Genomic DNA, 20,744 nt, shown 5'->3' with positions numbered 1-20,744 from the left:
CCTCATGGTGCCCGCCCCGCCGGATTCCTAGCGTCGATGACGACCGAAACACCAGGAGGAAGGCACCCATGACCACACACCTCGCCGCCGCTGAGTCCCTCGACGGGCTCGCGGGCTGGGCCGTCCAGTTGATGGAGTCCCTAGGCGGCCCGGGAGCCGCGCTCATCGTGGGCATGGACAATCTCTTCCCGCCGATCCCAAGTGAACTGGTGTTGCCACTCGCCGGGTTCTCCGCGAGTCAGGGAACGTTCAGCCTGGCGGGCGCACTGTTCTGGACCACAGCGGGCTCGGTGCTCGGCGCGATCATCGTTTACTACCTCGGCCTGTTGCTCGGCAGGGAAAGGACCAGGGCCCTGGTCATCCGGATCCCCCTGCTCAAGGCCGCCGACTTCGACCGCACCGAGGCGTGGTTCGCCCGGCACGGCACCAAGGCCGTGTTCCTCGGCCGGATGGTGCCGCTGTTCCGCAGCCTCATCTCCCTGCCCGCGGGGGTCGAACGGATGCGGTTCCCGGTCTTCCTCGCGCTCACCACGGTCGGCAGTCTCCTGTGGAACACGATTTTCGTGCTCGCCGGTTACGGCCTCGGCGAGAACTGGCATCTCGTGCAGGACTACGCGAGCGTGTTCCAGAAGATCGTGATCGGCCTCCTCGTGCTGGCTGTCGCGGTGTTCGTGACTGTTCGCCTCCGCGGCGGCAGGCGGGGAGGCGAACAGCACGACACCGAGCAGACCCGCGTGATCAAGCCGTCCGGAACGGACCACGCACCTCGTAGGTGATGCCCCCGCTCGACGATCCCGAGGTACCGCGCTGCGAGGAGAAGTACAGCCGGTCTCCCGCGGGGGTGAAGGCGGGGCCGGTGATCTCCGAATCGCTCTGGCCGTTGATCCGCAGGAACGGCGCGACGACGTCATCCGGGGTGATGATGCAGATCTCCATGTTCCCGCCGTCCTCGGCGACGAACAGGTCTCCACTGGTCGAGCCGGTGACGTTGTCCACCCCGGTCAGCGGCGGGTTACCCGGGCTGACCAGTGAGTCGTCGTAGGCCAGTTCATAGGTGTTCGCGGCGAGGTTCACCTGCCACACCCGGTTGTCGCCCTTCGTGGTGAACCAGGCCGTGTCGTTCGCGTAGTGCAGGCCCTCGCCGCCGTTGAATCGCTTGGCGCCGGAGACCTGGTTGCGCGTGGCCGTCGGATAGCCGTCCGGATCTCCGACCGTCGTCCAGGTGAACGAGCCCGACGTCGCCGAGCCCGCGGTCAGTACCTGGAGGGTGCCCGAGCTCAGCTCGCCCCAGGTGTCCGGGATGAAGCGGTAGAAGCAGCCGTCGGACACGTCCTCGGTCTGGTAGATCACCTTCCGGACGGGGTCCGCGGCGGCGGCCTCGTGCTTGAACCGGCCCATCGCCGCCCGCCGTACGGCCGACGAGGCAGGTCCCCGCGGATCGCACTCGAAGACGTACCCGCGGTCGGTCTCCTCGCAGGAGAGCCAGGTTTCCCACGGGGTGGCGCCTCCGGCACAGTTCTGCCGGCTGTCCTCGAGGATCCGGTGCGCGCCGACGATGTCGCCGCCGGAACCGAACCGGATCGCGCTCGCTCCGCCGCCGGGGGTGATCTCCGAGTTGGACACATAGATCCAGCCGTCCCCATCGGCGAACACAGCTCCGCCGTCCGGAGCCCGATGCCAGGTGTATCCGGTTCCCGCGACCTGCTGGCCGGATCGGGCGACCACCCGGCTGGTGAAACCCGAAGGCAACTGGATCCCGTTGCCGTCGGCCTGCCCGAGCGGCCCGTACGGGCTCGACCCGTTCTGTGCGGGATCAGCGAGTGCGGCAGGGGAGAGGGTGTTGCCGAACGCCGTGACACCGGCGCCGACCACGGCTGCGCGCAGGAAATGGCGTCTTTTCACGTGTACCTCCGAGAATCCGCGGGGACTGATGGGAGCGGATCGGAGAGTACTTATCCGAGTACAGCTTGTGGTCGACGCGAATCGGCGCCGGGGTGAACATCTCTCGCACTTTCCCGGGAAAGTGCGACGCCGGGTGGCGCGTGACCTGGGCGACGCCGTGGGCGGACTCGCACTTTCCCGGGAAAGTGCGAGAGGGCCGAGGGGGCACTTTCCCAACGAAAGTGCCCCCTCGGCTTGGGACTGGCCGGGTTAGGCGGCCTGTGCCACCGGGGAGGCAGCCGGCTCCAGTGCCAGGTCGAGCACCTCCCGCACGCTGGCCACCGGGTGCACGTCGAGCTGGCTGAGTACCTCGGCGGGCACGTCGTCCAGGTCGGCCTCGTTGCGCTGCGGGATGATCACCGTGGTCATCCCCGCCCGGTGCGCGGCCAGCAGCTTCTGCTTGACCCCGCCGATCGGCAGGACCCTGCCGGTCAGCGACACCTCGCCGGTCATGGCGACGTCCGCCCGTGCCACCCGGCCCGACAGCAGCGATGCCAGTGCCGTGGTCATCGTGACCCCCGCGGAGGGCCCGTCCTTCGGCACCGCGCCCGCCGGGACGTGGATGTGCACACCTCGCTCCTTCAGATCACCCACCGGCAGCTCGAGCTCCGCGCCCCGCGAACGCAGGTACGAAAGCGCGATCTGCGCCGACTCCTTCATCACCTCGCCGAGCTGCCCGGTCAGCGTCAGCCCGGTGCCGCCGGTCTCGGCGTCGGCCAGCGAGGCCTCCACGTAGAGAACGTCACCACCGGCACCGGTCACCGCCAGACCCGTCGCGACGCCGGGGATCGAGGTGCGTTGCGTCGACGTCGGCAGGGATGACTCCGGAACGTGCCGCGGCCGGCCGAGGTAGTCGTCCAGGTCGTCCGCGTCCACCGTCACCGGCAGATCCGCATCGCCGAGCGCCAGTCGGGTAGCGATCTTGCGCAGCACTTTCGCGATCGTCCGGTTCGCCTCGCGTACCCCGGCCTCGCGGGTGTACTCGGCGGCGATCCGGCTCAGCGCGGAATCGGTGAGCCGCACGTCCTCGACCCCGAGACCTGCCCGCTCCAGCTCGCGGGGCAGCAGGTGATCGCGGCTGATGGTGACCTTCTCGTGCTCGGTGTAGCCGTCCAGCGTGACCAGTTCCAACCGGTCCAGCAGCGGCCCGGGAATGGTGTCCAGCGAGTTGGCCGTGGCCAGGAACACCACGTCGGAAAGGTCGAGTTCGACCTCGAGGTAGTGGTCGCGGAAGGTGTGGTTCTGCTCCGGATCGAGCACCTCGAGTAACGCGGCCGTCGGGTCGCCCCGGTAGTCGGAGCCGACCTTGTCCACTTCGTCGAGCAGCACCACGGGGTTCATCGAGCCGGACTCCTTGATCGCCCGCACGATGCGTCCAGGCAGCGCTCCGACGTAGGTACGCCGGTGCCCGCGGATCTCCGCCTCGTCCCGGATACCGCCCAGCGCGACGCGGACGAACTCCCGGCCCATCGCCCTGGCCACCGACTCGCCCAGCGAGGTCTTGCCGACCCCGGGCGGTCCGGCCAGCGCGAGCACGGCGCCGGAGTGCCTGCCGCGCACGACGCCCGAGCCCGCCTCAGTGGTGTCCGGCTGGTCGAATGCCTCCGCGCGACGCTGGCGGACCGCCAGGTACTCGATGATCCGTTCCTTCACGTCGGCCAGGCCGGCGTGATCGGCGTCCAGGATCTCCCTTGCCGCCGCGATGTCGTGCACATCGGTGGTCCGCGTGTTCCACGGCATGTCCAGCACCGTGTCCAGCCAGGTCCGGATCCAGCCGCCCTCCGGCGACTGTTCCGACGTCCGCTCCAGCTTCTCCACCTCGCTCAGCGCGGCCTTGCGCACGTGCTCCGGCAGTTCGGCGGCCTCCACCCTGGTGCGGTAGTCGTCCTCGGCGTCGCTGCCGTCCAGCTCGCCGAGCTCCTTGCGGATCGCCTCAAGCTGACGGCGCAGCAGGAATTCCTTCTGCTGCTTCTCCATGCCGTCGGCGACGTCCTTGCGAATGGTGTCGCTGACCTCCAGCTCGGCCAGGTGCTCGCGGCCGGTCTTCAGTGCCTTCTCCAGCCGCTCGGCCACGTCCAGCGTGCGCAGCAGCTCCAGTTTCTGCGCGGCGCTCAGGTAGGGGGCGTTGCCGGAGAGGTCGGCGATGGTGGAGGGGTCATCCAGCTGCTGCACCGCGTCGATCATCTGCCCGATCCCGCGATGCTGCAGTACCGAGATCACAACGGCCTTGTACTCCGCGGCCAGTTCCCGTGCGCGCTCGTCTGCCTGCGTTTCCTCGGCGTCGGTGGCCAGCACCCAGCGGACGTCGCCGGGGTCGCCGCCGTCCGCGCCGACGAGGGCCCGGCGTGTGCCGCGCACCAGCGCTGCGGGCTCACCGTCGGGCATACGGCCGACCCGTTCAATGGTCGCCACCGTGCCGATCTCGGCGAGTTCTCCATCGACCCGCGGAACGACCAGCAATTCTGCCGGGCGCGTCTGGCCGGAGCGGATGCCCGGCAGGCTCTCGGCACTCGGCGTCCTGGCCTGCGCCGCGTCGACGGCCGCGCGCGTCTCGTCGTCCCCGAGGTCGAGCGGGACGATCATGCCGGGCAGTACGACGTCGTCGTGCAGGGTGAGTATGGGGAGCAGCTGTGTTCGGCTCATGTTTGTCCGCTCCTTCGCTGTTGAGTGCATAGGGCTCAACTTTGCGGAGCCCGAGTTTGTTTCCCTTCCGTGTTCGCTGGTAGCGAGCGCCACCCGGACCCGTCCGGGGGAATAAATTCCGGGGCCGAAACCGGTCACTCGCGGCGATGATTTCCAAGGTGATGTCACCCGGTGGTCGGCCCGTCGCGTCCTTGTTGGCCCGGTGTTAACGCTGAGGTGATCTGATGAGGGTCGTTGCGCGGCCGATATACGCCCTCCGGGGTACAGTGAGTTCTCGTTCGCGCAGAGGGACGAGGAGGTTGCATGCCGGAGTCACACGGCCATTCCGCCGGTTCGACCTCGGCTGCGTCTCCACCGGCCACGCCGGTCGGAAACAGCGCAAGCAGTGAGTCGCGGTCCGACGAACGCCGGTTCCGTCTGTACACGGCGGTCGTACTCACCGCGGGCGTTGTCGCCGCGGTCGCGGTCTCGTCCTGGCTGCCGTTCGAGGGCGGCACGGAACTCCTGTGGATCGGCCCGCTGCTCGCGGTCGCATTCCTGCTCGCGGAACAACTCGGGATCAACGTCGACGTCCGCAGCGGTATTTCATGGACGATTTCCTTCACCGAGATTCCACTGGTCATCGGGTTCTTCATCGCGCCGTTCGAGGTGGTGCTCGCGGCGCACGTCATCGCGGGTATCAGCACACTGCTGGCTCGGAGGGTCTCCGGCAGAGTGCTCTACAACGCGGGCGCCTTCCTGCTCGAGATCACCAGCGCATTCGCCGTCGCGGGACTGGTCAAACAGGCCATGGGCGCGGAGGGTATGCCCTGGGTCGCCGCACTGGCCGGAACGCTGACAGCGCCGCTGGCCAGCACGTTGCTCGCGCTGGCGGCCGTGCGCGTGCTCCGCAGGAGGATGCGGATCGGCACCGCGCTGCGGCTGACCGGACGGATCCTCGTGGTCGGCTTCGTGAACGCCTCGGTCGGACTGTCCGGCTACCTTGTCATCGCCAACGAGCCCGCGGCCTGGCCGCTGGTGCTCGCCGTGTTCCTCGGCCTCGCCGCGCTCTACTGGGCCTACTCCGACCTGTTGCGTGAACAACGCGATATGGAGGCCCTTTCCGACGTGAGCCTGATGGTCGCGAGGTCGGGGCAGCAGGCCGCGGCCCGGCCGGCCAGCCGCATCGACGAGCTGGGCAAGGGCGTGGACATCGATGAGTGGGTGACGATCGCGGAGCGGGTCAAGGACCAGCTGGCGGCGGGCAGGGTCGTGCTCAGGCTGCGCCTCGAGCCCGACGACGTCATGCGCTCGGTGGTGGTCGGCGAGCCGCTGCCGCCGGGCGACGCCGTCGCGGACGATCCGCTGATGCGGCTGCCCGGTGCCCACGTTCGCCACTTCCGGATCACCGAGGCCAATCCCGACGTTCGCGCCGCGCTGCTCGACCGGGGAGCGCAGGAGGCGCTGGTCGTGCCCCTGCGCAGCGCGAACCAGCTGCTCGGCGTCGTCGAGGCGCACGATCGGCTCTCCCGATGGCGCGGGTTCGGCAAGTACGACGTCCAGCTGCTCGGCACCATGGCCAGCCACCTGGCCACCTCACTGGACAACCGCCGGCTGCTCGCGACACTGCGCCACGACGCCTACCACGATCCGCTCACCGGCCTGCTGAACCGGCCGGGCTTCCGCCAGGTCGCCAGGGAACCGCTGCGGGAGCGCGACGGCGCCGTGGTGCTCCGGGTGGACCTGGACGTGTTCTCCACCGTCAGCGACGCCCTCGGCTACGCCTGGGCCGACCGGATGGTCATCGCCGCGGGCAGGCGCATTCGCGACGCGCTCGGCCAGCAGGTCCCGCTGGCCAGGCTGGAGGGCGCTTCGTTCGCCGCTTTGCTGGTCGATCACACGCCCCAGCAGGCCCACGACACCGCGGAGCGGTTGCGGGCCGAGCTTTCCGAGCCCTACCCGGTGGATCGCCTCACGGTCGAGGCCAACGCGATGGTCGGGTACGCGGCCACGGTGGTGGAGGAGACCGACGAGCCGGTGGACGTGGACGGCATGCTGCAGCGCGCCGACGTCGCCGTGCGGGCCACCCGAGGTGGCGAGGAGGTCCGTGGGTACGTGCCGAGCATGGGGCAGATCTTCATGCGCCGGTTCCAGCTGGTCACCCAGTTCCGGCAGTCGCTTGAGGACGGCCAGGTCAGCGTGCACTACCAGCCGAAGGTCTCCCTGCCAGGACGGCAGGTGCAGGGTGTCGAGGCGCTCGTGCGCTGGCAGCACCCCGAGTTCGGCAAGCTCGACCCGGACGAGTTCGTGCCCGCGGTCGAGGCGGCAGGGCTCATCGGTGCGCTCACCGAGTTCGTGCTCGAACAGTCGCTGCGCCGCGTGCGCAAATGGCTCGACGAGGGCCTGCGGATCTCCGCCGCGGTGAACCTGTCGGTCCGCAACCTCGCCGATGCCGACTTCCCGGCCAAGGTCGTGGCCGCGCTGCGCCGGTTCGACGTGCCCGCGCAGCTGCTCACCTTCGAACTCACCGAATCCGGCGTGATGGCCGATCCGCAGCGGGCCCTGCCCATCCTGCGGGAGCTGCACGAGCTGGGCATCGTGCTCGCCGTCGACGACTTCGGCACCGGGTACTCGTCGCTGGCGTACCTGCGCCAGCTGCCGGTGGACCAGGTCAAGATCGACAAGAGCTTCGTACTCGGGATGGGGACCGATCTCGGTGATCTCGCGGTGGTCCGTTCGATCGTCGAGCTCGGCCACTCGCTCGGCCTCACCGTGGTCGCCGAGGGAGTCGAGGAGGACGTCGCACGCGACCAGCTGGAGGCGATGGGCTGCGACGTCGCGCAGGGCTACCTGATCTCCCGGCCGCTGTCGGAGGAGCGTCTGGAGGCCTGGTTGCAGGCCAGGACGACGCGCTCGCCAGGGCGGCAGGCGGAGACCATCCTGACCCTGCTGAGCTGAGGTTTTCCCCAGATGGGTACCCCGGTAGAAGCGTGAGTTCCGGCTCTGTGTACTCTTTTCGAGGCTTGAGGTTGAGCACGCCCCAATAGCTCAGTCGGCAGAGCGTCTCCATGGTAAGGAGAAGGTCTACGGTTCGATTCCGTATTGGGGCTCGGTGATCACTCCGCGCAGGCAGGTATGCTGACCGCGGAGTGATCGTTGAGGCGGGGTAGCTCAGGTGGTTAGAGCACACGGCTCATAATCGTGGTGTCGCGGGTTCAAGTCCCGCTCCCGCTACACGGATGGGTGGGTTGTGTTCGCCAACCGCGCGAACCTGATCCGTTCCGCCATCACTCTGGGGCCCAGCCCCAGACCCAGCCAGGGGGCAAGCCCCCTGGACCCCCGGTGGTCGGCTTCGTGCGGAGTCCGACCCCAGAAACCCACCTAGGTGGGGACCTGTTGTGTAGAGAAAGGCTTTGCTGTGGCTGCCACCGACGTGCGACCGAAGATCACGCTGGCGTGCGAGGAGTGCAAGCACCGCAACTACATCACCAAGAAGAACCGGCGTAACGACCCGGACCGCTTGGAGATGAAGAAGTTCTGCCCGAACTGCGGTACGCACCGGGTGCACAAAGAGACGCGCTGACGCGTAGTCCCCAGATCTGACTGAGGCCGTCCCCGTACTCGGGGGCGGCCTCAGTGCTGTGCCGGGTTCAAGCGATGCGACTTTCGTTGGAAATAAACTTGCCCTAGCCCGAAACCAACGAAAGATCCTACCGGCTGCAGGTGACACACTTCACTCTGTCGTGTGCCGGTTTTCACCGGTACCGGTCACAGAGATCGTGTCCGGACAACCCACTGTGATCGGCGTGCCGCATTGCTTCTAGAGCGGGTCGCCGGTCAACCCCTGCGAAAGTGAGTTGGCGGTATGCGTAAGAAGTTTGTCGGTTTACTGAGTAGACGACAGGTCACCCGCTCCGCGATCGCCGCGGTCGCCGGCGCTACGGCGCTCGGCTTTCTCGCACCAACGGTCGCCGCGGCGCCCGCCGGTGTCGAGGGCTATTCGACCGAGGTCCAGCAGGCCGCGGTTGAGGCAATGAGCTCCAGCAAGGGCATCACCGAGACGGCCGCACTGAACGTGCTCCGTAACCAGGAAACCAGCGTCAAGGTGCTGGACGCGGTGACCGAGCAGCTCGGTCAGCAGCTGGCCGGAAGCTACCTCGACGCACAGGGCAAGCCCGTGGTCAACGTCCTCACCGAGGCGGCGGCAGCCGAGGCCGGCCGCGCTGGCGCGACGGCGAAGATCGTCTCCCGGTCCGCACAGCAGCTCGACGCGGCCCAGGACACGCTCGAGGCAGTCGCCGCGGTCCCGCACACGTCGATCGGTACCGACGTGCAGACCAATCAGGTCGTGGTCACCGTCGCCGAGCAGGCCAAGGGCAAGGCGCTCGGCACCCTGCTGGCGACCGCGAACCGGCTGGGTGACTCCGTCCGCGTCGAGCACGTCGCGGGTGGCATGAGCAAGGCCATCTACAACGGCGAGGCCATCACCGGTGGCGGTAGCCGCTGCTCGGCCGGGTTCAACACCAACTCCGGCGGCACGAACTACATCGTCGACGCGGGTCACTGCACCGGCGCGGTGTCCAACTGGAACGTCGGTCCATCGGTCGCGGCCAGCTTCCCCGGCAATGACTACGGCCTGATCCGCAACACCACCGGCAGCGCACCCGGCGCGGTCACGCTGTGGAACGGCTCCACGCAGCGGATCAGCTCGGCGGCCAACGCCTACGTGGGCCAGAACATCTGCAAGAGCGGCAGCACGACTCGGCTCACCTGCGGGACCGTGCAGCGCACCAACGTGACGGTCAACTACTCGCAGGGCGCGGTGTACCAGCTGGTGCAGACCTCGGCGAGCGTCAACTCGGGTGACTCCGGCGGCTGCATGTTCGCTGGCAGCACCGGCCTCGGCATCACCTCCGGCATGGGCGGTGGAAGCTCGTTCTTCCAGCCCGTCGTGGAGGCGCTGAACGCCTACGGTGTCCGCCTGAACTGAGCGGAGAACGTCCCGATGGCCATCCTGGGCGGTACCCGACCCCAGGGTGGCCATCGGGGTGCCGGGCGCCGGGTAATCTGCGCTGGTGCCTCTGGATCCATCATTCGAGGGCCGGACATACCCGCCGGTCGGCAGCTACGAAGTCAGCAGGGAGAAGATCGCCGAGTTCGCCGATGCGATCGGCGACGACAGTGAGTTCTACCGCGACCCCGAGGTGGCGCGGGCCGCGGGCTACCCGGACGTGATCGCGCCCCCGACGTTTCTGACCGTCATCAACCTCACCGCGATCAACGCCATCGTCGCGGACCCCGAACTCGGCCTCGACTACTCGCGCATGGTGCACGGCCAGCAGCAGTTCGCCCACTCGCGGCCCGCACACGCCGGTGACCGCCTCGAACTCACCATCCACATCGAGGACATCATGGCCCGTGCGGGCAACGACTTCCTGACCGTGCGCGCCGAGATCACCGACAGCGAGGGTGCACACGTCTGCACCACGCGCGCGCAGCTGGTCGTCCGAGGGGAGGGGGCCTGACATGGCCGAGACCACCATCAACCCAGGTGACGAACTGCCACCGCTTTCCGTGCGCGTCACGCGCGACCAGCTGGTGCGATACGCCGGTGCCGCACTGGACTTCAATCCGATCCACTGGAACGAGCGGTTCGCCAAGGAGGTCGGGCTGCCGGACGTGATCGCACACGGGATGCTCACCATGGCCCTCGGTGGCAGGCTGGTGACCGACTGGCTCGGTGATCCCGGCAGACTCGTGTCCTACGGTGCGCGCTTCACCAGGCCCGTAGCGGTCCCCGACGACGAGAACGGGGCGCTGGTGGAGTTCACCGGCAAGGTCGGCGAGTTGCGCCCGGACGGGACAGCCCGGATCGACATCACCGCGAAGTTCGACGGCAGGACCGTGCTGGGCAAGGCCAACGCGGTCATTCGCCCGAGCTGACCGCGCTCACCCGCCAGGGAGGTCGAGTTCGGCCAGCACCGCCTCCGCCATCGCCTGCTGCCCACGTGCGGTGGGATGCAGTGGCGCGGAGCTGGCGTTGCTCGTCAGGCCTTCCACCCAGCGGATGTTCTGCGGCCGGCAGATGTCATGGCCGAGCGTGGGTGTCGCGGTGTCGACGAACTCGGCTCCGCGTGCGGCCGCCTGCTCGGCGAGCATCGTGTTCAGCGCGTTCAACGCGTCGCGCAGGTACGCCACGTCGGGAGCGCCGATGGGCAGCTCAGGCCAGCACCCCTCGCCGGGTGCGGGCAGAACGGTGGGGTAGCCGACCAGCAGCACCCTTGCCTGCGGAGCCCGGTTCTGGATCTCGGTCAACGCCTCGTTGACCTTGGTCTCCGTGCTTTCGATGGCCTCGGCAAGGCGGTCGAGTCCACCGCTGGTGAGCCGGTCCCGGCAGGGTGCACTGGACCGCTCGCTGGTCACGCATTCGGAGGCGAGCTGGACCAGGCCGACGTCGTTGCCGCCGATGCCGAGAGTCACCAGCGTGGTGTCTGGCGCGAGGGCGTCGAGCTGTGGTGGCTGGGTCGCCGGGCCGATGTCCTGCGGTGAGGTGAGGTGAGCCGTTGTCGCGCCACCACAGCTCACGTCGACGAAGGCGGCCGGATCCAGCTCCTCCGCGACGAGGTGGGGGTAGTTGTTCGCGGAGCGGTGGCAGCCTGCCGGCCCGATCGAGCTACCGATCTGCGGCGCCGACGTGTACGAGTCTCCGAGCGCCACGTAGCGGCCCTTGCCGCCGCCGGTCGTGGACTGGCCCGTGGTGGCGGATCCTGCCGGGACGGATTCCCCCGCCGATCCCGGCGACTCGGGGGGACCGCTCTGCTGCCACAGATAGCCCGCGCCGGCGACCGCGGCGACGAGCAGCACCGCGGCGGCGAAGGCAAGGCCCGCTCTCCTTCTGGTCATGCCTTCAGTTCCTAGCTGATTCGGCGCCGGTCTGCGATGTGCCGCCCAGTAGTGCGTTGACCGCCGCCGCTGCCTCGTCAGGGGCATCGACGGTGATGAAGACCTTGCGACCAGTGCGCAACGTCAGGGACAGGGCCGGCCCACCGCGCAACTTGTAAGCGAGGTCACCGGTGACCGGGTTCACCCGGTAACCGACTCCGCCCGCGCCCCAGAAGGTCAGCGTCCGCACCTCGGCCCCGGTGATGTCCGCCAGTGCGGTGTGCCCACGAGGCCAGCGGAGTAGCCCCATCTCCACCGACACGCCCGTACGGTCGACCCGGGCGCGCAGTCTGCCGAGGCCGAGCGCGGCGAGCACGCCGACCGCGGCCACGATCACGTAGAGCGGCACGGGGACAGCGGTGCCGCCGACCAGCACCACGGTGACCAGGGCGACCGGGACCGGCAGCATGGTCCACACGAGCAGGCGATTGACCGTCCCACCGCTCCAGACGATGTCCGCCGTCCCGTCGGCCACCGCGGACGGCGGTGCCTGACGGGCGGGCTCGGCCACCAGGAAGGCGACCGCCGCACCCGCTCCGCTCATTCCGAGCAGGACGACCACCACGCCGACCGGAGCGGCCGCCTGCTGCCAGTCCGCCAGATTCAGGTTTCCGAGCAGCGTGCCGACGAGTATCGCGGCAGGGAAGCAGGCGGCGCCGGCGTGCAGCGCGACGGCCGCCCTGGCGGGCCCGGTGCCGCGGTAGTGGGCGGCCAAGGCGAGCCCGGTACCGATCAGGGCCACGGCCGCACTGATGCCCAGCGTCGTCGCGGCGAACCCGGCGAGGCCAGCGGAGCGGTCGGGGCCGTCGACCCCCCAGTGCACGGCGATGGGGTCAGGCACCCTGTCCGCGAGGCCCCACATGGCGAGCCAGGCGCCCGCGATCGCGAGTGCGGGCACACCGAGCGTGGTCAGCAGGAGCCGGAGTGCGCTTCGGTGTACCGGCACGATTCTGGCTACTTCGCCTCGGAAAGCAGTGCCGCTACCCGGTTGACACCTTCGACGAGGTCCTGCTCGGCGAGGGCGTAGGAGAACCGGAAGTACCCGGGGGTGCCGAAAGCCTCACCAGGCACGACAGCAACCTCGGCCTCGCGCAGGATCAGGTCCGCCAGCTCCAGGGTGTTGGCCGGTCGCTCGCCGCGGATCTCCTTGCCGAGCACGCCCTTGACCGACGGGTACGCGTAGAAGGCGCCCTGCGGGGTCGGGCATTCGACTCCGGGGATGTCCGACAGCATCGAGACGATGAGCTTGCGCCGCGCGTCGAAGGCGGCACGCATCTCCTCGACGGCGTCCAGCGGTCCGGCCACGGCTGCGAGGGCGGCACGCTGGGCCACGTTCGACACGTTGCCGCACAGGTGGGACTGGTAGCTCGAGGCGGCCTTGATGACATCCTTCGGGCCGATGATCCAGCCGACCCGCCAGCCCGTCATCGAGTAGGTCTTGGCCACACCGTTGAGCACCAGCGTGGTGTCCGCCAGTTCCGGCACGACGACCGGCATCGACTCGGCCTCGGCGCCGTCGTAGACCAGGTGTTCGTAGATCTCGTCGGTCACGACCCAGATGCCGTGCTCAAGTGCCCAGCGGCCAATCGCCTCCACCTGCTCCCGTGGGTAGACGGCGCCGGTCGGGTTGGACGGCGAGTTGAACAGCAGGACCTTGGTGCGCTCGGTGCGCGCCGCCTCGAGCTGCTCGACCGTGGTCAGGTAGCCGGTCGACTCGTCGGCGGTCACCTGCACGGGCACGCCGCCGGCCAAGGTGATCGACTCGGGATACGTGGTCCAGTACGGCGCGAGCAGGAGCACCTCGTCGCCCGGGTCGAGCAGCGTCGCGAAGGCCGAGTACACGGCCTGCTTGCCGCCGTTGGTCACCAGGATCTGGGCGGGGTCGACCTCGTAGCCGGAGTCGCGCAGGGTCTTCGCCGCCAGCGCCTCCCTGAGCTCGGGCAGACCCGCCGCCGCGGTGTAGCCGTGGTTGGCCCGATCGCGCACCGCGGCCGCGGCGGCCTCGACCACGTAGTCGGGGGTGGGGAAGTCGGGCTGGCCCGCGCCGAACCCGATGACCGGCCTGCCCTGTGCCTTGAGCTCCTTCGCCTTGGCATCCACGGCGAGCGTGGCCGAGGGGTTGATCGCGGCGATCCGCGCCGAGACACGAGAGGCAGGGCTGCTGACAGGACTTCCGGTGGTAGCCATGCGTCCCATGTTTTCATGCTCGATGTCAAACGCCATGCCGGGGACCGGGACGCCGCGTCTCGCCGAGCCTCGGCGGACGGGCGGAGCGGACCTTTCGTCGGGTCTGTTGGAGGCGCGGTTGCGGGTGTCGGTACGGCTTGCCGTAGACTGCCGAACTTGGAACGCATGACAGCCTGCCCCGCTCGGCTGCGGGGAGGGCGGAAGGCGTCCTGATGAGCGGTTTCGCACGTGATGCCGCTCGAAGGGGTGTAGCTCAATTGGCAGAGCAGCGGTCTCCAAAACCGCAGGTTGCAGGTTCAAGTCCTGTCACCCCTGCGTAGGTGGAACAGGTGAATTCCGGACGACGCGTGGTTGATAGCGAGGAGTAGCCCGTGAGCGAGGACGGCGAGAAGGACCAGGAGAAGGACCCAGAGGGCCCTTCCCGTCCGGACACCGCCGCGGCTCGGCGTGCGCGCCGCGCCTCCGCGCGCAAGGGCGCCGGGGCGGATGCCGGGGATGATGCGAAGCGTTCCGCACCGAAGGGCAAGTCTTCGGCGGCGGGACGGGCGAGCCGGGCCGACAAGGCTGGTGCGGCGGCGTCATCGGCGTCGGCAGGCAAGGAACGACTGACACCGAAGCGCGACCGTCAGGACACGAAGCAGCCTTCGCTGTTCCGGCGGCTGAGCCGCTTCCTTCGTGAGGTCTGGGCCGAGCTGCGCAAGGTCATCTGGCCGAACCGCAAGCAGATGGTCACCTACACCACCGCGGTGCTGATCTTCGTGATCTTCATGGTGGGGCTGGTGTTCCTGCTCGACCTCGGCTTCAACGAGGTCGTGGCCCTGGTGTTCGGCGACTGAGCCGCCAGCGCCACCCGGGAGTGCGGCCGTAGGTAGTGGTGAAACCGCCGCGTACCCGAAACGTGATCAATTGAGAGGACGGAAAGTGACCTCCGAGAACGGCTCAGGAGCCGGTCAGGACCTGACCGGCCTTTCCGACGAGCAGGTGTCCGCAGCCGTGAGCGAGGAAAGCTCCGAGCACACCGAGCCCGTCGACGTGGCCGATGACCGCGCCGAGGAAGCGCAGGTCGGTGAGGACGCCGAGACCTCCGAGAACGCCGACAGCACAACCGCTGACGGCGCTGACGACGCTGACGACACCGGCACTGCGGACGACACCGACACTGCTGACACGCCCGCTGCTGAAGAGCCGGCCGAGCCCGAGGTCGAGGTGGACCCGGTCGAGAAGCTGCGCGCCGACCTGCGTGCGGCACCCGGCGACTGGTACGTCGTGCACTCCTACGCGGGGTACGAGAACAAGGTCAAGACCAACCTCGAAACCCGTACCCAGACGCTGGACGTCGAGGACTTCATCTTCCAGATCGAGGTGCCCACCGAGGAGGTCACCGAGATCAAGAACGGCCAGCGCAAGCAGGTGCAGCGCAAGGTGCTGCCCGGCTACATCCTGGTCCGGATGGATCTCAACGACGCGTCCTGGAGCGCGGTACGCAACACGCCGGGTGTCACCGGGTTCGTGGGCGCCACCTCGCGGCCGTCACCGCTGAGCATCGACGAGGTGTTGAAGTTCCTCGCTCCCCAGGTCGAGAAGGCCGCTCCGGCCAAGGCCGGCAAGGGTGAGCAGGAGCAGGGCGGGGGCGCGCTCGGCGGGCCCGCGGTCGAGGTGGACTTCGAGGTCGGCGAGTCGGTCACCGTCATGGATGGTCCGTTCGCGACACTGCCCGCCACGATCAGCGAGGTCAACGCGGATGGGCAGAAGCTGAAGGTCCTGGTGTCGATCTTCGGCCGGGAGACTCCGGTCGAGCTGTCGTTCAACCAGGTCTCCAAGATCTGACGGCCCGGACAGGGCCGGCAGTTTCCGCGGTACTGGCAGGTTCGCGGGAAACGCGATAGTTAGAAGGACACACAGAAATGCCACCCAAGAAGAAGAAGCTTGCAGCGATCATCAAGCTGCAGATTCAGGCGGGTGCCGCCAACCCGGCTCCGCCGGTCGGCCCCGCACTGGGTCAGCACGGCGTCAACATCATGGAGTTCTGCAAGGCCTACAACGCCGCGACCGAGTCGCAGCGTGGCAACGTGGTGCCGGTCGAGATCTCCGTGTACGAGGACCGTTCGTTCGACTTCAAGCTCAAGACCCCGCCCGCGGCGAAGCTGCTGCTGAAGGCCGCTGGGGTCGAGAAGGGCTCTGGCGAGCCGCACAAGACCAAGGTCGCCAAGGTCACCTGGGACCAGGTCAAGGAGATCGCCGAGACGAAGAAGAGCGACCTCAACGCGCACGACGTCGACCAGGCCGCCAAGATCATCGCGGGCACCGCCCGCTCGATGGGCATCACGGTCGAGTGAGCTGGCTCGTGATGGTGCCATCCGTGCTGAACCGAACAAGCGAGCGAGACTTTGCTGGCCGCACGGAGCGCAGCGAGTACGGCCAGATTGAACACGGTCGAGTGAGCTGATCCGCACCGCTGTGGCGAGAACGATGCCGCAGAGGTTTCCGTGGGAGGGCCAGGCGCTGGCCCCCAACCACACCTGATCCATTTCTAAGTTAGGGACAGAGCATGACCAAGCGCAGCAAGGCCTACCGTCAGGCCGCCGAGCTGATCGACCGCGAGCGCCTTTATGCGCCGCTCGAGGCCGCGAAGCTCGCCAAGGAATCTTCCAAGGTCAAGATGGACGCCACCGTCGAGGTCGCCATGCGCCTCGGAGTGGACCCACGCAAGGCTGATCAGATGGTCCGCGGCACCGTGAGCCTGCCGCACGGCACCGGTAAGACCGTCCGTGTCATCGTCTTCGCCACTGGCGACAAGGCCGCCGAGGCTGAGGCCGCCGGCGCGGACGCGGTCGGTACCGATGAGTTGATCGAGCGCATCCAGGGTGGCTGGCTCGACTTCGACGCCGCGATCGCGACGCCGGACCAGATGGCGAAGGTTGGGCGGATCGCCCGCATCCTCGGCCCGCGTGGGCTGATGCCGAACCCGAAGACCGGAACCGTGACCCCCGCGGTCGGCAAGGCAGTCGCCGACATCAAGGGCGGTAAGATCAGCTTCCGCGTCGACAAGCAGGCCAACCTGCACCTCGTTATCGGCAAGGCCTCGTTCGACACCGAGAAGCTGGTGGAGAACTACGCGGCCGCGCTGGACGAGGTCCTGCGGGCGAAGCCGTCCGCCGCGAAGGGCCGGTTCCTGAAGAAGATCACCTTCTCGACGACGATGGGCCCGGGTATCCAGGTCGACCCGTCGCGCACCCGTGACCTGCTCGCCGAGGACGCGAGCTAGTCCGAGTCCGAAACACCGAAGACGGCCCCGCGAACTTTCGCGGGGCCGTCTTTTTTGTCGTACCTCACTTACCGGACCGCGGGAGCGGCGGAGTGGGCGAGGATCACCCCATGCCGACATTCGCCTCGTTCGACGAACTCACGCTCAATTACTCGGTTTGGGAAGGTACGAGCGACGCGCCGCCCGTGGTGCTGCAGCACGGTTTCGCCGCGGACACCAACGCGAACTGGATGGGCCCTGGCGTGGTGAAGGCTCTGCGTGCGGCCGGGCTGACGGTGATCTCGCTGGATGCGCGCGGGCACGGACGCTCGGCCAAGCCGCACGACGAGGCCAGCTACGGCGAGGACACGATGGCCAGGGACGTTCAGGCCCTCTTCGACGAGCTCGGGCTGAAGGAGGTCTCGCTGGTCGGCTACTCGATGGGCGCGGTGATCGCGCTCGCGGTGGCGGGCAGGGACTCACGGGTGCGCAGGCTGGCGATCGGCGGGGTCGGTTCGGGGGTGGTCGACTGCGGTGGGATCGATACCAGGGTCGTCACCAGGGAGGCCATCAGCACCGCACTGCTGGCTGACGATCCCGCTACGGTGCCGGCAGCAGGCGCTGTGTTCCGTGCGCTGGCCGACAGCCTCGGTGCGGACCGCAAAGCACTGGCGGCCGTGGCGTCGGCGATCCAGGCGCAGGTCGTGGATCTCGGCAGCATCCGCGTCCCGGTGCTGGTGCTCGCAGGCGACACCGACCCACTGGCAACCGAGCCGGAACGACTGGTCGCGGCCCTGCCCGACGCCCGCCTGCAACTGATCCCCGGCGACCACCTGACAGCAGTGATGGCCCCCGAGTTCTCCCGCACACTGGTCACCTTCGCCGGTGAGTGCCTTTAGCCCGCTAAAGGCACTCACCGGGAGGTGCTGGTCGGGGCGGGGCATTTGCGCGGGCCTTGCTCGTGGCCGGTGATGAGCCACTGGCCGAGTTCCACCTGGCTCACGGTGAAGACACCGAGGGCGGGCCCGCCCGCGACCTCGAAGTCGCAGGAGTCGATCCGGACCGTCTCGCCGGTCACCGGCTCGGAGACGGTCGACGGGATCGATTCGGCGTAGTCGTTGATGTCGGTGACTTCGGTGTGCAGTGCGAGCACGGCCTGCCGGCAGTCCGCGTAGCCCAGGTTCGCGGCGAACGTCTGCCGGACCGCCTCCGCGAACCGTCCGCATGCCGCGGGCACCGGCGGCTCGCCGGTGCGCGGGTCCTCCTGGGCGATGGCGTCGTAGACCTGCCGGACCGCCTCATACGGCAGATCCGACAGCAGATCGTTCGTCTTGTACGTGCCACCGCCGGTCATCGAGGCGGGTAGGTCCTCGTCACCGGTGCCGAAAAGATGGTCGTACGCCCAGTTCACCGCGAGCGCGAGAATGATGAGGACGATCACCCACCCGAGCACCTTGACGCCGAGACGACGCAGCCAGCGCGGCAGCTTGGGGCGGCGCGGTGGCTCCTGTGGTGCGACGGGCGCCAGTTGGGGTGGCGATCCAGGGGGAGCGGGCGGACCTGCCTGCGGATGTGGCGGCGCGGGTTGCTGCGTCGGGCGTGGCGTCAACTCGCCGCCGCCCTGTTGCTGCGCCTCGCTGTAGCGCAGGAAGTCCTGGAACTGCTGAAACTGCTGGAACTGGCGCAACTGCTCGGCGTCGAGCTCCGCCGGTTCTTGCGGCGGCTGCTCCTGGTTCGGTGGCTGTACCGGCTGCGCAGGGTGCGCGGGCTGCCCGGGTCGAGCAGGCTCGATGGCCGTCCCGGGCTGCTGCTCGTCCGGGCCAGGCCGCTGGTCTCCGTTGCGCTCCGCCACGTGACCCATGATGCCCGCATGGGCACGGTCGGTGGCAGCCCGCCGCCCGGAAAGTGCACTCAGCCCGCTAACTGCACTTCGGCGGGGGTGCCGGGACGGGCGAAAGGGCGGCGGGGTATTCTTGTCGACGGTTCTACCGAAGACCGCTGGTTTCCTCGCCATCACCTGGTGGAGAGGACGAAGGCCCCGTACTGACGGGCGGCCCGCGCAGGAGGAACGAGGCCAGCCGCGCGATTCGTCGCGCGTGCCATTGACGCCCCGCGCCTGCTGCGCTGGGGCGTTTTGTCGTTTCAGGGGTCCGGGGACGGCCACGGTCGACTCTGCAGTCACCAGCCAAGAGAGGAGGCGACCATGGCGAAGCCCGACAAGGTGGCGGCCGTCGCCGAGATTGCGGACCGGTTCCGCACCAGCTCGGCAACCGTAGTCACCGAGTACACCGGCCTCTCCGTGTCCCAGCTCAGTGAGCTGCGCCGCGCTCTCGGCTCCAGTGCCAAGTACCGGGTCGCGAAGAACACCCTTGTCAAGCGTGCCGCCGAGGACGCAGGCATCGAGGGTCTCGACGACCTCTTCGTCGGTCCGACCGCGATCACCTTCGTCGAGGGTGAGCCGGTGGAGGCCGCGAAGGCGCTGAAGGCCTTCGCGAAGACCAACGGGGCCCTGGTCATCAAGGGCGGCTACATGGATGGCCGCCCGGTCAGCGTCGAAGAGATCCAGAAGATCGCGGATCTCGAGTCCCGTGAGGTCCTGCTGTCCAAGGCAGCGGGCGCCTTCAAGGCGAAGCTGTCCCAGGCCGCCGCGCTGTTCCAGGCGCCGGCGTCCCAGGTTGCCCGGATGGCGGCCGCACTGGAGGACAAGCGCAAGGCCGAATCGACCGACGCGGCCGAAGCACCAGCCGAGAGCTGAACTGACAAACCCCTGACCGCGAGGTCGTGATTAGAGAGGAACGCCATCATGGCGAAGCTCAGCACTGACGAACTGCTCGACGCCTTCAAGGAGCTCACGCTGCTCGAGCTCTCCGAGTTCGTGAAGCAGTTCGAGGAGACCTTCGACGTCACCGCTGCCGCCCCGGCCGCCGTGGCCGCCCCGGCCGCCGCAGGCGCCCCCGCCGAGGCCGTTGAGGAGCAGGACGAGTTCGACGTCATCCTCGAGGGTGCCGGCGACAAGAAGATCCAGGTCATCAAGGTCGTCCGCGAGGTCGTCTCCGGTCTTGGTCTCAAGGAGGCCAAGGAGATGGTCGAGGGCGCTCCCAAGCCGCTCCTCGAGAAGGTCGACAAGGAGGCCGCCGAGGCCGCCAAGGAGAAGCTCGAGGCCGCAGGCGCCAAGATCTCCATCAAGTAACACCACGCGCAAAGGGCGGGTACCCATTCGGGTGCCCGCCCTTTCGCATGTCCGGGTTCGACACCGGGTAGTAGTGCGGCGATTCCGGTACCGGTGGGCTACGGTGCTGCCACCGACCGAGTGGGTCAGGTGGCCACGACACCGGACTCCTCGGTTGGTGATTACGGGAAAACTGATGAGTAACCTGTGCGCACTCAACTCGTTGCACCTGTTTGACGCGGGTTTCGCCGCGCGACGACGCGTGCGACGGGTACGGCACCGAATGGCGTATAGCCAGCCGGCGAGTGAGGCGAGAAGAAGACGACGTTGCTCCGGGAGGTGCGATGGGTGCCGAGGTGGTCATCGAGGGCTTGACCAAGTCCTTCGGTAAGCAGGCCATCTGGCGGGACGTGACGCTGACGCTGCCTCCGGGTGAGGTGTCGGTGATGCTGGGTCCGTCGGGAACGGGAAAGTCTGTCTTTCTGAAGTCGATGATCGGTCTGCTCAAGCCTGATCGGGGCCGTTGTGTGATCAACGGTGTGGACATCGTCACTTGTTCGGAGAGCAAGCTGTATGAGACCCGGAAGTTGTTCGGGGTGCTGTTTCAGGACGGCGCGTTGTTCGGGTCGATGAATTTGT

Annotated in this window: 20 protein-coding genes and 3 tRNA genes; 17 read left to right on the top strand and 6 right to left on the bottom strand. The window is 68.2% G+C overall.

Translation table 11 applies throughout. The annotated features are described in order from the left end of the window. Positions 1-68: 68 nt before the first annotated feature. Complete coding sequence (locus D0C15_RS30835; protein WP_116051597.1) at positions 69-776, top strand: DedA family protein; 708 nt, start codon at positions 69-71, stop codon at positions 774-776. Here D0C15_RS30835 and D0C15_RS30830 read toward each other — a convergent pair. Together D0C15_RS30830 and lon are read right to left on the bottom strand one after the other, a co-directional pair. Next, positions 739-1,902, bottom strand: coding sequence for an alkaline phosphatase PhoX (locus D0C15_RS30830; RefSeq protein ID WP_116051596.1), 1,164 nt, complete (start codon positions 1,900-1,902; stop codon positions 739-741). The two genes, D0C15_RS30835 and D0C15_RS30830, sit on opposite strands and share 38 nt — an antisense overlap. A 249-nt stretch (positions 1,903-2,151) precedes the next feature. Continuing rightward, entirely contained in the window at positions 2,152-4,584 is a 2,433-nt protein-coding gene (gene lon / locus D0C15_RS30825) for an endopeptidase La (RefSeq protein WP_116051595.1), read from the bottom strand. A 303-nt stretch (positions 4,585-4,887) separates the two neighbouring features. On the opposite strand from lon, the gene D0C15_RS30820 reads away from it, so the two are divergent. From D0C15_RS30820 to D0C15_RS30790, 7 genes are all read left to right on the top strand, one after another. Then, a complete protein-coding gene (locus tag D0C15_RS30820) occupies positions 4,888-7,521 on the top strand; it encodes a putative bifunctional diguanylate cyclase/phosphodiesterase (protein WP_116051594.1) in 2,634 nt (877 codons plus the stop codon). A 79-nt stretch (positions 7,522-7,600) separates the two neighbouring features. Continuing rightward, positions 7,601-7,673, top strand: a tRNA-Thr gene (locus D0C15_RS30815). A 50-nt stretch (positions 7,674-7,723) separates the two neighbouring features. Then, a tRNA-Met gene (locus tag D0C15_RS30810) sits at positions 7,724-7,797 on the top strand. A 184-nt stretch (positions 7,798-7,981) separates the two neighbouring features. After that, a complete protein-coding gene (gene rpmG, locus D0C15_RS30805) occupies positions 7,982-8,146 on the top strand; it encodes a 50S ribosomal protein L33 (protein WP_091505072.1) in 165 nt (54 codons plus the stop codon). Between the two features lie 282 nt (positions 8,147-8,428). Further along, entirely contained in the window at positions 8,429-9,553 is a 1,125-nt protein-coding gene (locus D0C15_RS30800) for a S1 family peptidase (protein ID WP_116051593.1), read from the top strand. An 85-nt stretch (positions 9,554-9,638) separates the two neighbouring features. Then, positions 9,639-10,088: a MaoC family dehydratase N-terminal domain-containing protein gene (locus D0C15_RS30795; RefSeq protein ID WP_116051592.1), complete on the top strand. Its 450-nt coding sequence runs from the start codon at positions 9,639-9,641 to the stop codon at positions 10,086-10,088. Position 10,089: 1 nt separating this feature from the next. Beyond that, on the top strand, positions 10,090-10,506 hold the full coding sequence (locus D0C15_RS30790) for a MaoC family dehydratase (protein ID WP_116051591.1): 417 nt from the start codon (positions 10,090-10,092) through the stop codon (positions 10,504-10,506). A 6-nt stretch (positions 10,507-10,512) separates the two neighbouring features. Here the strand turns inward: D0C15_RS30790 and D0C15_RS30785 are convergent, their stop codons facing one another. From D0C15_RS30785 to D0C15_RS30775, 3 genes are read right to left on the bottom strand one after another with little or no spacing between them, the layout of a single operon-like run. Beyond that, entirely contained in the window at positions 10,513-11,466 is a 954-nt protein-coding gene (locus D0C15_RS30785; protein ID WP_116051590.1) for an SGNH/GDSL hydrolase family protein, read from the bottom strand. A gap of 4 nt (positions 11,467-11,470) precedes the next feature. Next, on the bottom strand, positions 11,471-12,451 hold the full coding sequence (locus D0C15_RS30780) for a DUF1648 domain-containing protein (RefSeq protein WP_116051589.1): 981 nt from the start codon (positions 12,449-12,451) through the stop codon (positions 11,471-11,473). 8 nt (positions 12,452-12,459) lie between these two features. Beyond that, complete coding sequence (locus D0C15_RS30775; protein WP_116051604.1) at positions 12,460-13,692, bottom strand: pyridoxal phosphate-dependent aminotransferase; 1,233 nt, start codon at positions 13,690-13,692, stop codon at positions 12,460-12,462. Positions 13,693-13,934: 242 nt separating this feature from the next. Here D0C15_RS30775 and D0C15_RS30770 point away from each other — a divergent pair. The 6 genes from D0C15_RS30770 (at position 13,935) to D0C15_RS30745 (ending at position 17,835) form a co-directional block, all read left to right on the top strand. Next, positions 13,935-14,007, top strand: a tRNA-Trp gene (locus D0C15_RS30770). A 56-nt stretch (positions 14,008-14,063) separates the two neighbouring features. Next, positions 14,064-14,528 carry a preprotein translocase subunit SecE gene (secE, locus tag D0C15_RS30765; protein WP_116051588.1) on the top strand — a complete coding sequence of 155 codons (465 nt, stop codon included), beginning with the start codon at positions 14,064-14,066 and terminating at the stop codon, positions 14,526-14,528. 85 nt (positions 14,529-14,613) lie between these two features. After that, positions 14,614-15,519 carry a transcription termination/antitermination protein NusG gene (gene nusG / locus D0C15_RS30760; protein ID WP_116051587.1) on the top strand — a complete coding sequence of 302 codons (906 nt, stop codon included), beginning with the start codon at positions 14,614-14,616 and terminating at the stop codon, positions 15,517-15,519. A 77-nt stretch (positions 15,520-15,596) separates the two neighbouring features. Continuing rightward, a complete protein-coding gene (rplK, locus tag D0C15_RS30755; protein ID WP_091671015.1) occupies positions 15,597-16,028 on the top strand; it encodes a 50S ribosomal protein L11 in 432 nt (143 codons plus the stop codon). A gap of 212 nt (positions 16,029-16,240) precedes the next feature. After that, positions 16,241-16,957, top strand: coding sequence for a 50S ribosomal protein L1 (rplA, locus tag D0C15_RS30750; RefSeq protein WP_116051586.1), 717 nt, complete (start codon positions 16,241-16,243; stop codon positions 16,955-16,957). A 110-nt stretch (positions 16,958-17,067) separates the two neighbouring features. After that, positions 17,068-17,835 carry an alpha/beta fold hydrolase gene (locus D0C15_RS30745; protein WP_116051585.1) on the top strand — a complete coding sequence of 256 codons (768 nt, stop codon included), beginning with the start codon at positions 17,068-17,070 and terminating at the stop codon, positions 17,833-17,835. A 14-nt stretch (positions 17,836-17,849) separates the two neighbouring features. Here D0C15_RS30745 and D0C15_RS30740 read toward each other — a convergent pair whose 3' ends face one another. Then, the gene (locus tag D0C15_RS30740) at positions 17,850-18,797 is read right to left on the bottom strand and encodes a hypothetical protein (RefSeq protein WP_116051584.1); all 948 of its coding nucleotides are present in this window, start codon (positions 18,795-18,797) and stop codon (positions 17,850-17,852) included. A gap of 342 nt (positions 18,798-19,139) precedes the next feature. On the opposite strand from D0C15_RS30740, the gene rplJ reads away from it, so the two are divergent. The 3 genes from rplJ to D0C15_RS30725 form a co-directional block, all read left to right on the top strand. Further along, positions 19,140-19,691, top strand: a complete 552-nt coding sequence (gene rplJ, locus D0C15_RS30735) for a 50S ribosomal protein L10 (RefSeq protein ID WP_116051583.1) — start codon at positions 19,140-19,142, stop codon at positions 19,689-19,691. Between the two features lie 48 nt (positions 19,692-19,739). Beyond that, positions 19,740-20,126 (top strand): 50S ribosomal protein L7/L12, encoded by a 387-nt coding sequence (gene rplL, locus D0C15_RS30730; protein WP_116051582.1) that lies wholly within the window; start codon positions 19,740-19,742, stop codon positions 20,124-20,126. Positions 20,127-20,449: 323 nt separating this feature from the next. Continuing rightward, a partial coding sequence (locus D0C15_RS30725) for an ATP-binding cassette domain-containing protein (RefSeq protein ID WP_116051581.1) occupies positions 20,450-20,744 on the top strand: 295 nt, incomplete at its 3' end.

Origin of the sequence: Amycolatopsis palatopharyngis, from assembly GCF_003385185.1 — a bacterium.
Taxonomy (GTDB): domain Bacteria; phylum Actinomycetota; class Actinomycetes; order Mycobacteriales; family Pseudonocardiaceae; genus Amycolatopsis; species Amycolatopsis palatopharyngis.
This window is presented reverse-complemented; position numbering and strand designations above follow the sequence as displayed.

Excerpts from the sequence above, each read along its gene's own strand:
- D0C15_RS30745 (WP_116051585.1), top strand. The coding sequence starts at position 17,068 with ATGCCGACATTCGCCTCGTTCGACGAACTCACGCTCAATTACTCGGTT.
- D0C15_RS30790 (WP_116051591.1), top strand. The coding sequence starts at position 10,090 with ATGGCCGAGACCACCATCAACCCAGGTGACGAACTGCCACCGCTTTCC.
- D0C15_RS30785 (WP_116051590.1), bottom strand. The coding sequence starts at position 11,466 with ATGACCAGAAGGAGAGCGGGCCTTGCCTTCGCCGCCGCGGTGCTGCTC.
- D0C15_RS30835 (WP_116051597.1), top strand. The coding sequence starts at position 69 with ATGACCACACACCTCGCCGCCGCTGAGTCCCTCGACGGGCTCGCGGGC.
- rplL (WP_116051582.1), top strand. The coding sequence starts at position 19,740 with ATGGCGAAGCTCAGCACTGACGAACTGCTCGACGCCTTCAAGGAGCTC.
- rplJ (WP_116051583.1), top strand. The coding sequence starts at position 19,140 with ATGGCGAAGCCCGACAAGGTGGCGGCCGTCGCCGAGATTGCGGACCGG.
- lon (WP_116051595.1), bottom strand. The coding sequence starts at position 4,584 with ATGAGCCGAACACAGCTGCTCCCCATACTCACCCTGCACGACGACGTC.
- D0C15_RS30740 (WP_116051584.1), bottom strand. The coding sequence starts at position 18,797 with ATGGGTCACGTGGCGGAGCGCAACGGAGACCAGCGGCCTGGCCCGGAC.
- D0C15_RS30800 (WP_116051593.1), top strand. The coding sequence starts at position 8,429 with ATGCGTAAGAAGTTTGTCGGTTTACTGAGTAGACGACAGGTCACCCGC.
- rplA (WP_116051586.1), top strand. The coding sequence starts at position 16,241 with ATGACCAAGCGCAGCAAGGCCTACCGTCAGGCCGCCGAGCTGATCGAC.
- D0C15_RS30775 (WP_116051604.1), bottom strand. The coding sequence starts at position 13,692 with ATGGCTACCACCGGAAGTCCTGTCAGCAGCCCTGCCTCTCGTGTCTCG.
- D0C15_RS30820 (WP_116051594.1), top strand. The coding sequence starts at position 4,888 with ATGCCGGAGTCACACGGCCATTCCGCCGGTTCGACCTCGGCTGCGTCT.
- rplK (WP_091671015.1), top strand. The coding sequence starts at position 15,597 with ATGCCACCCAAGAAGAAGAAGCTTGCAGCGATCATCAAGCTGCAGATT.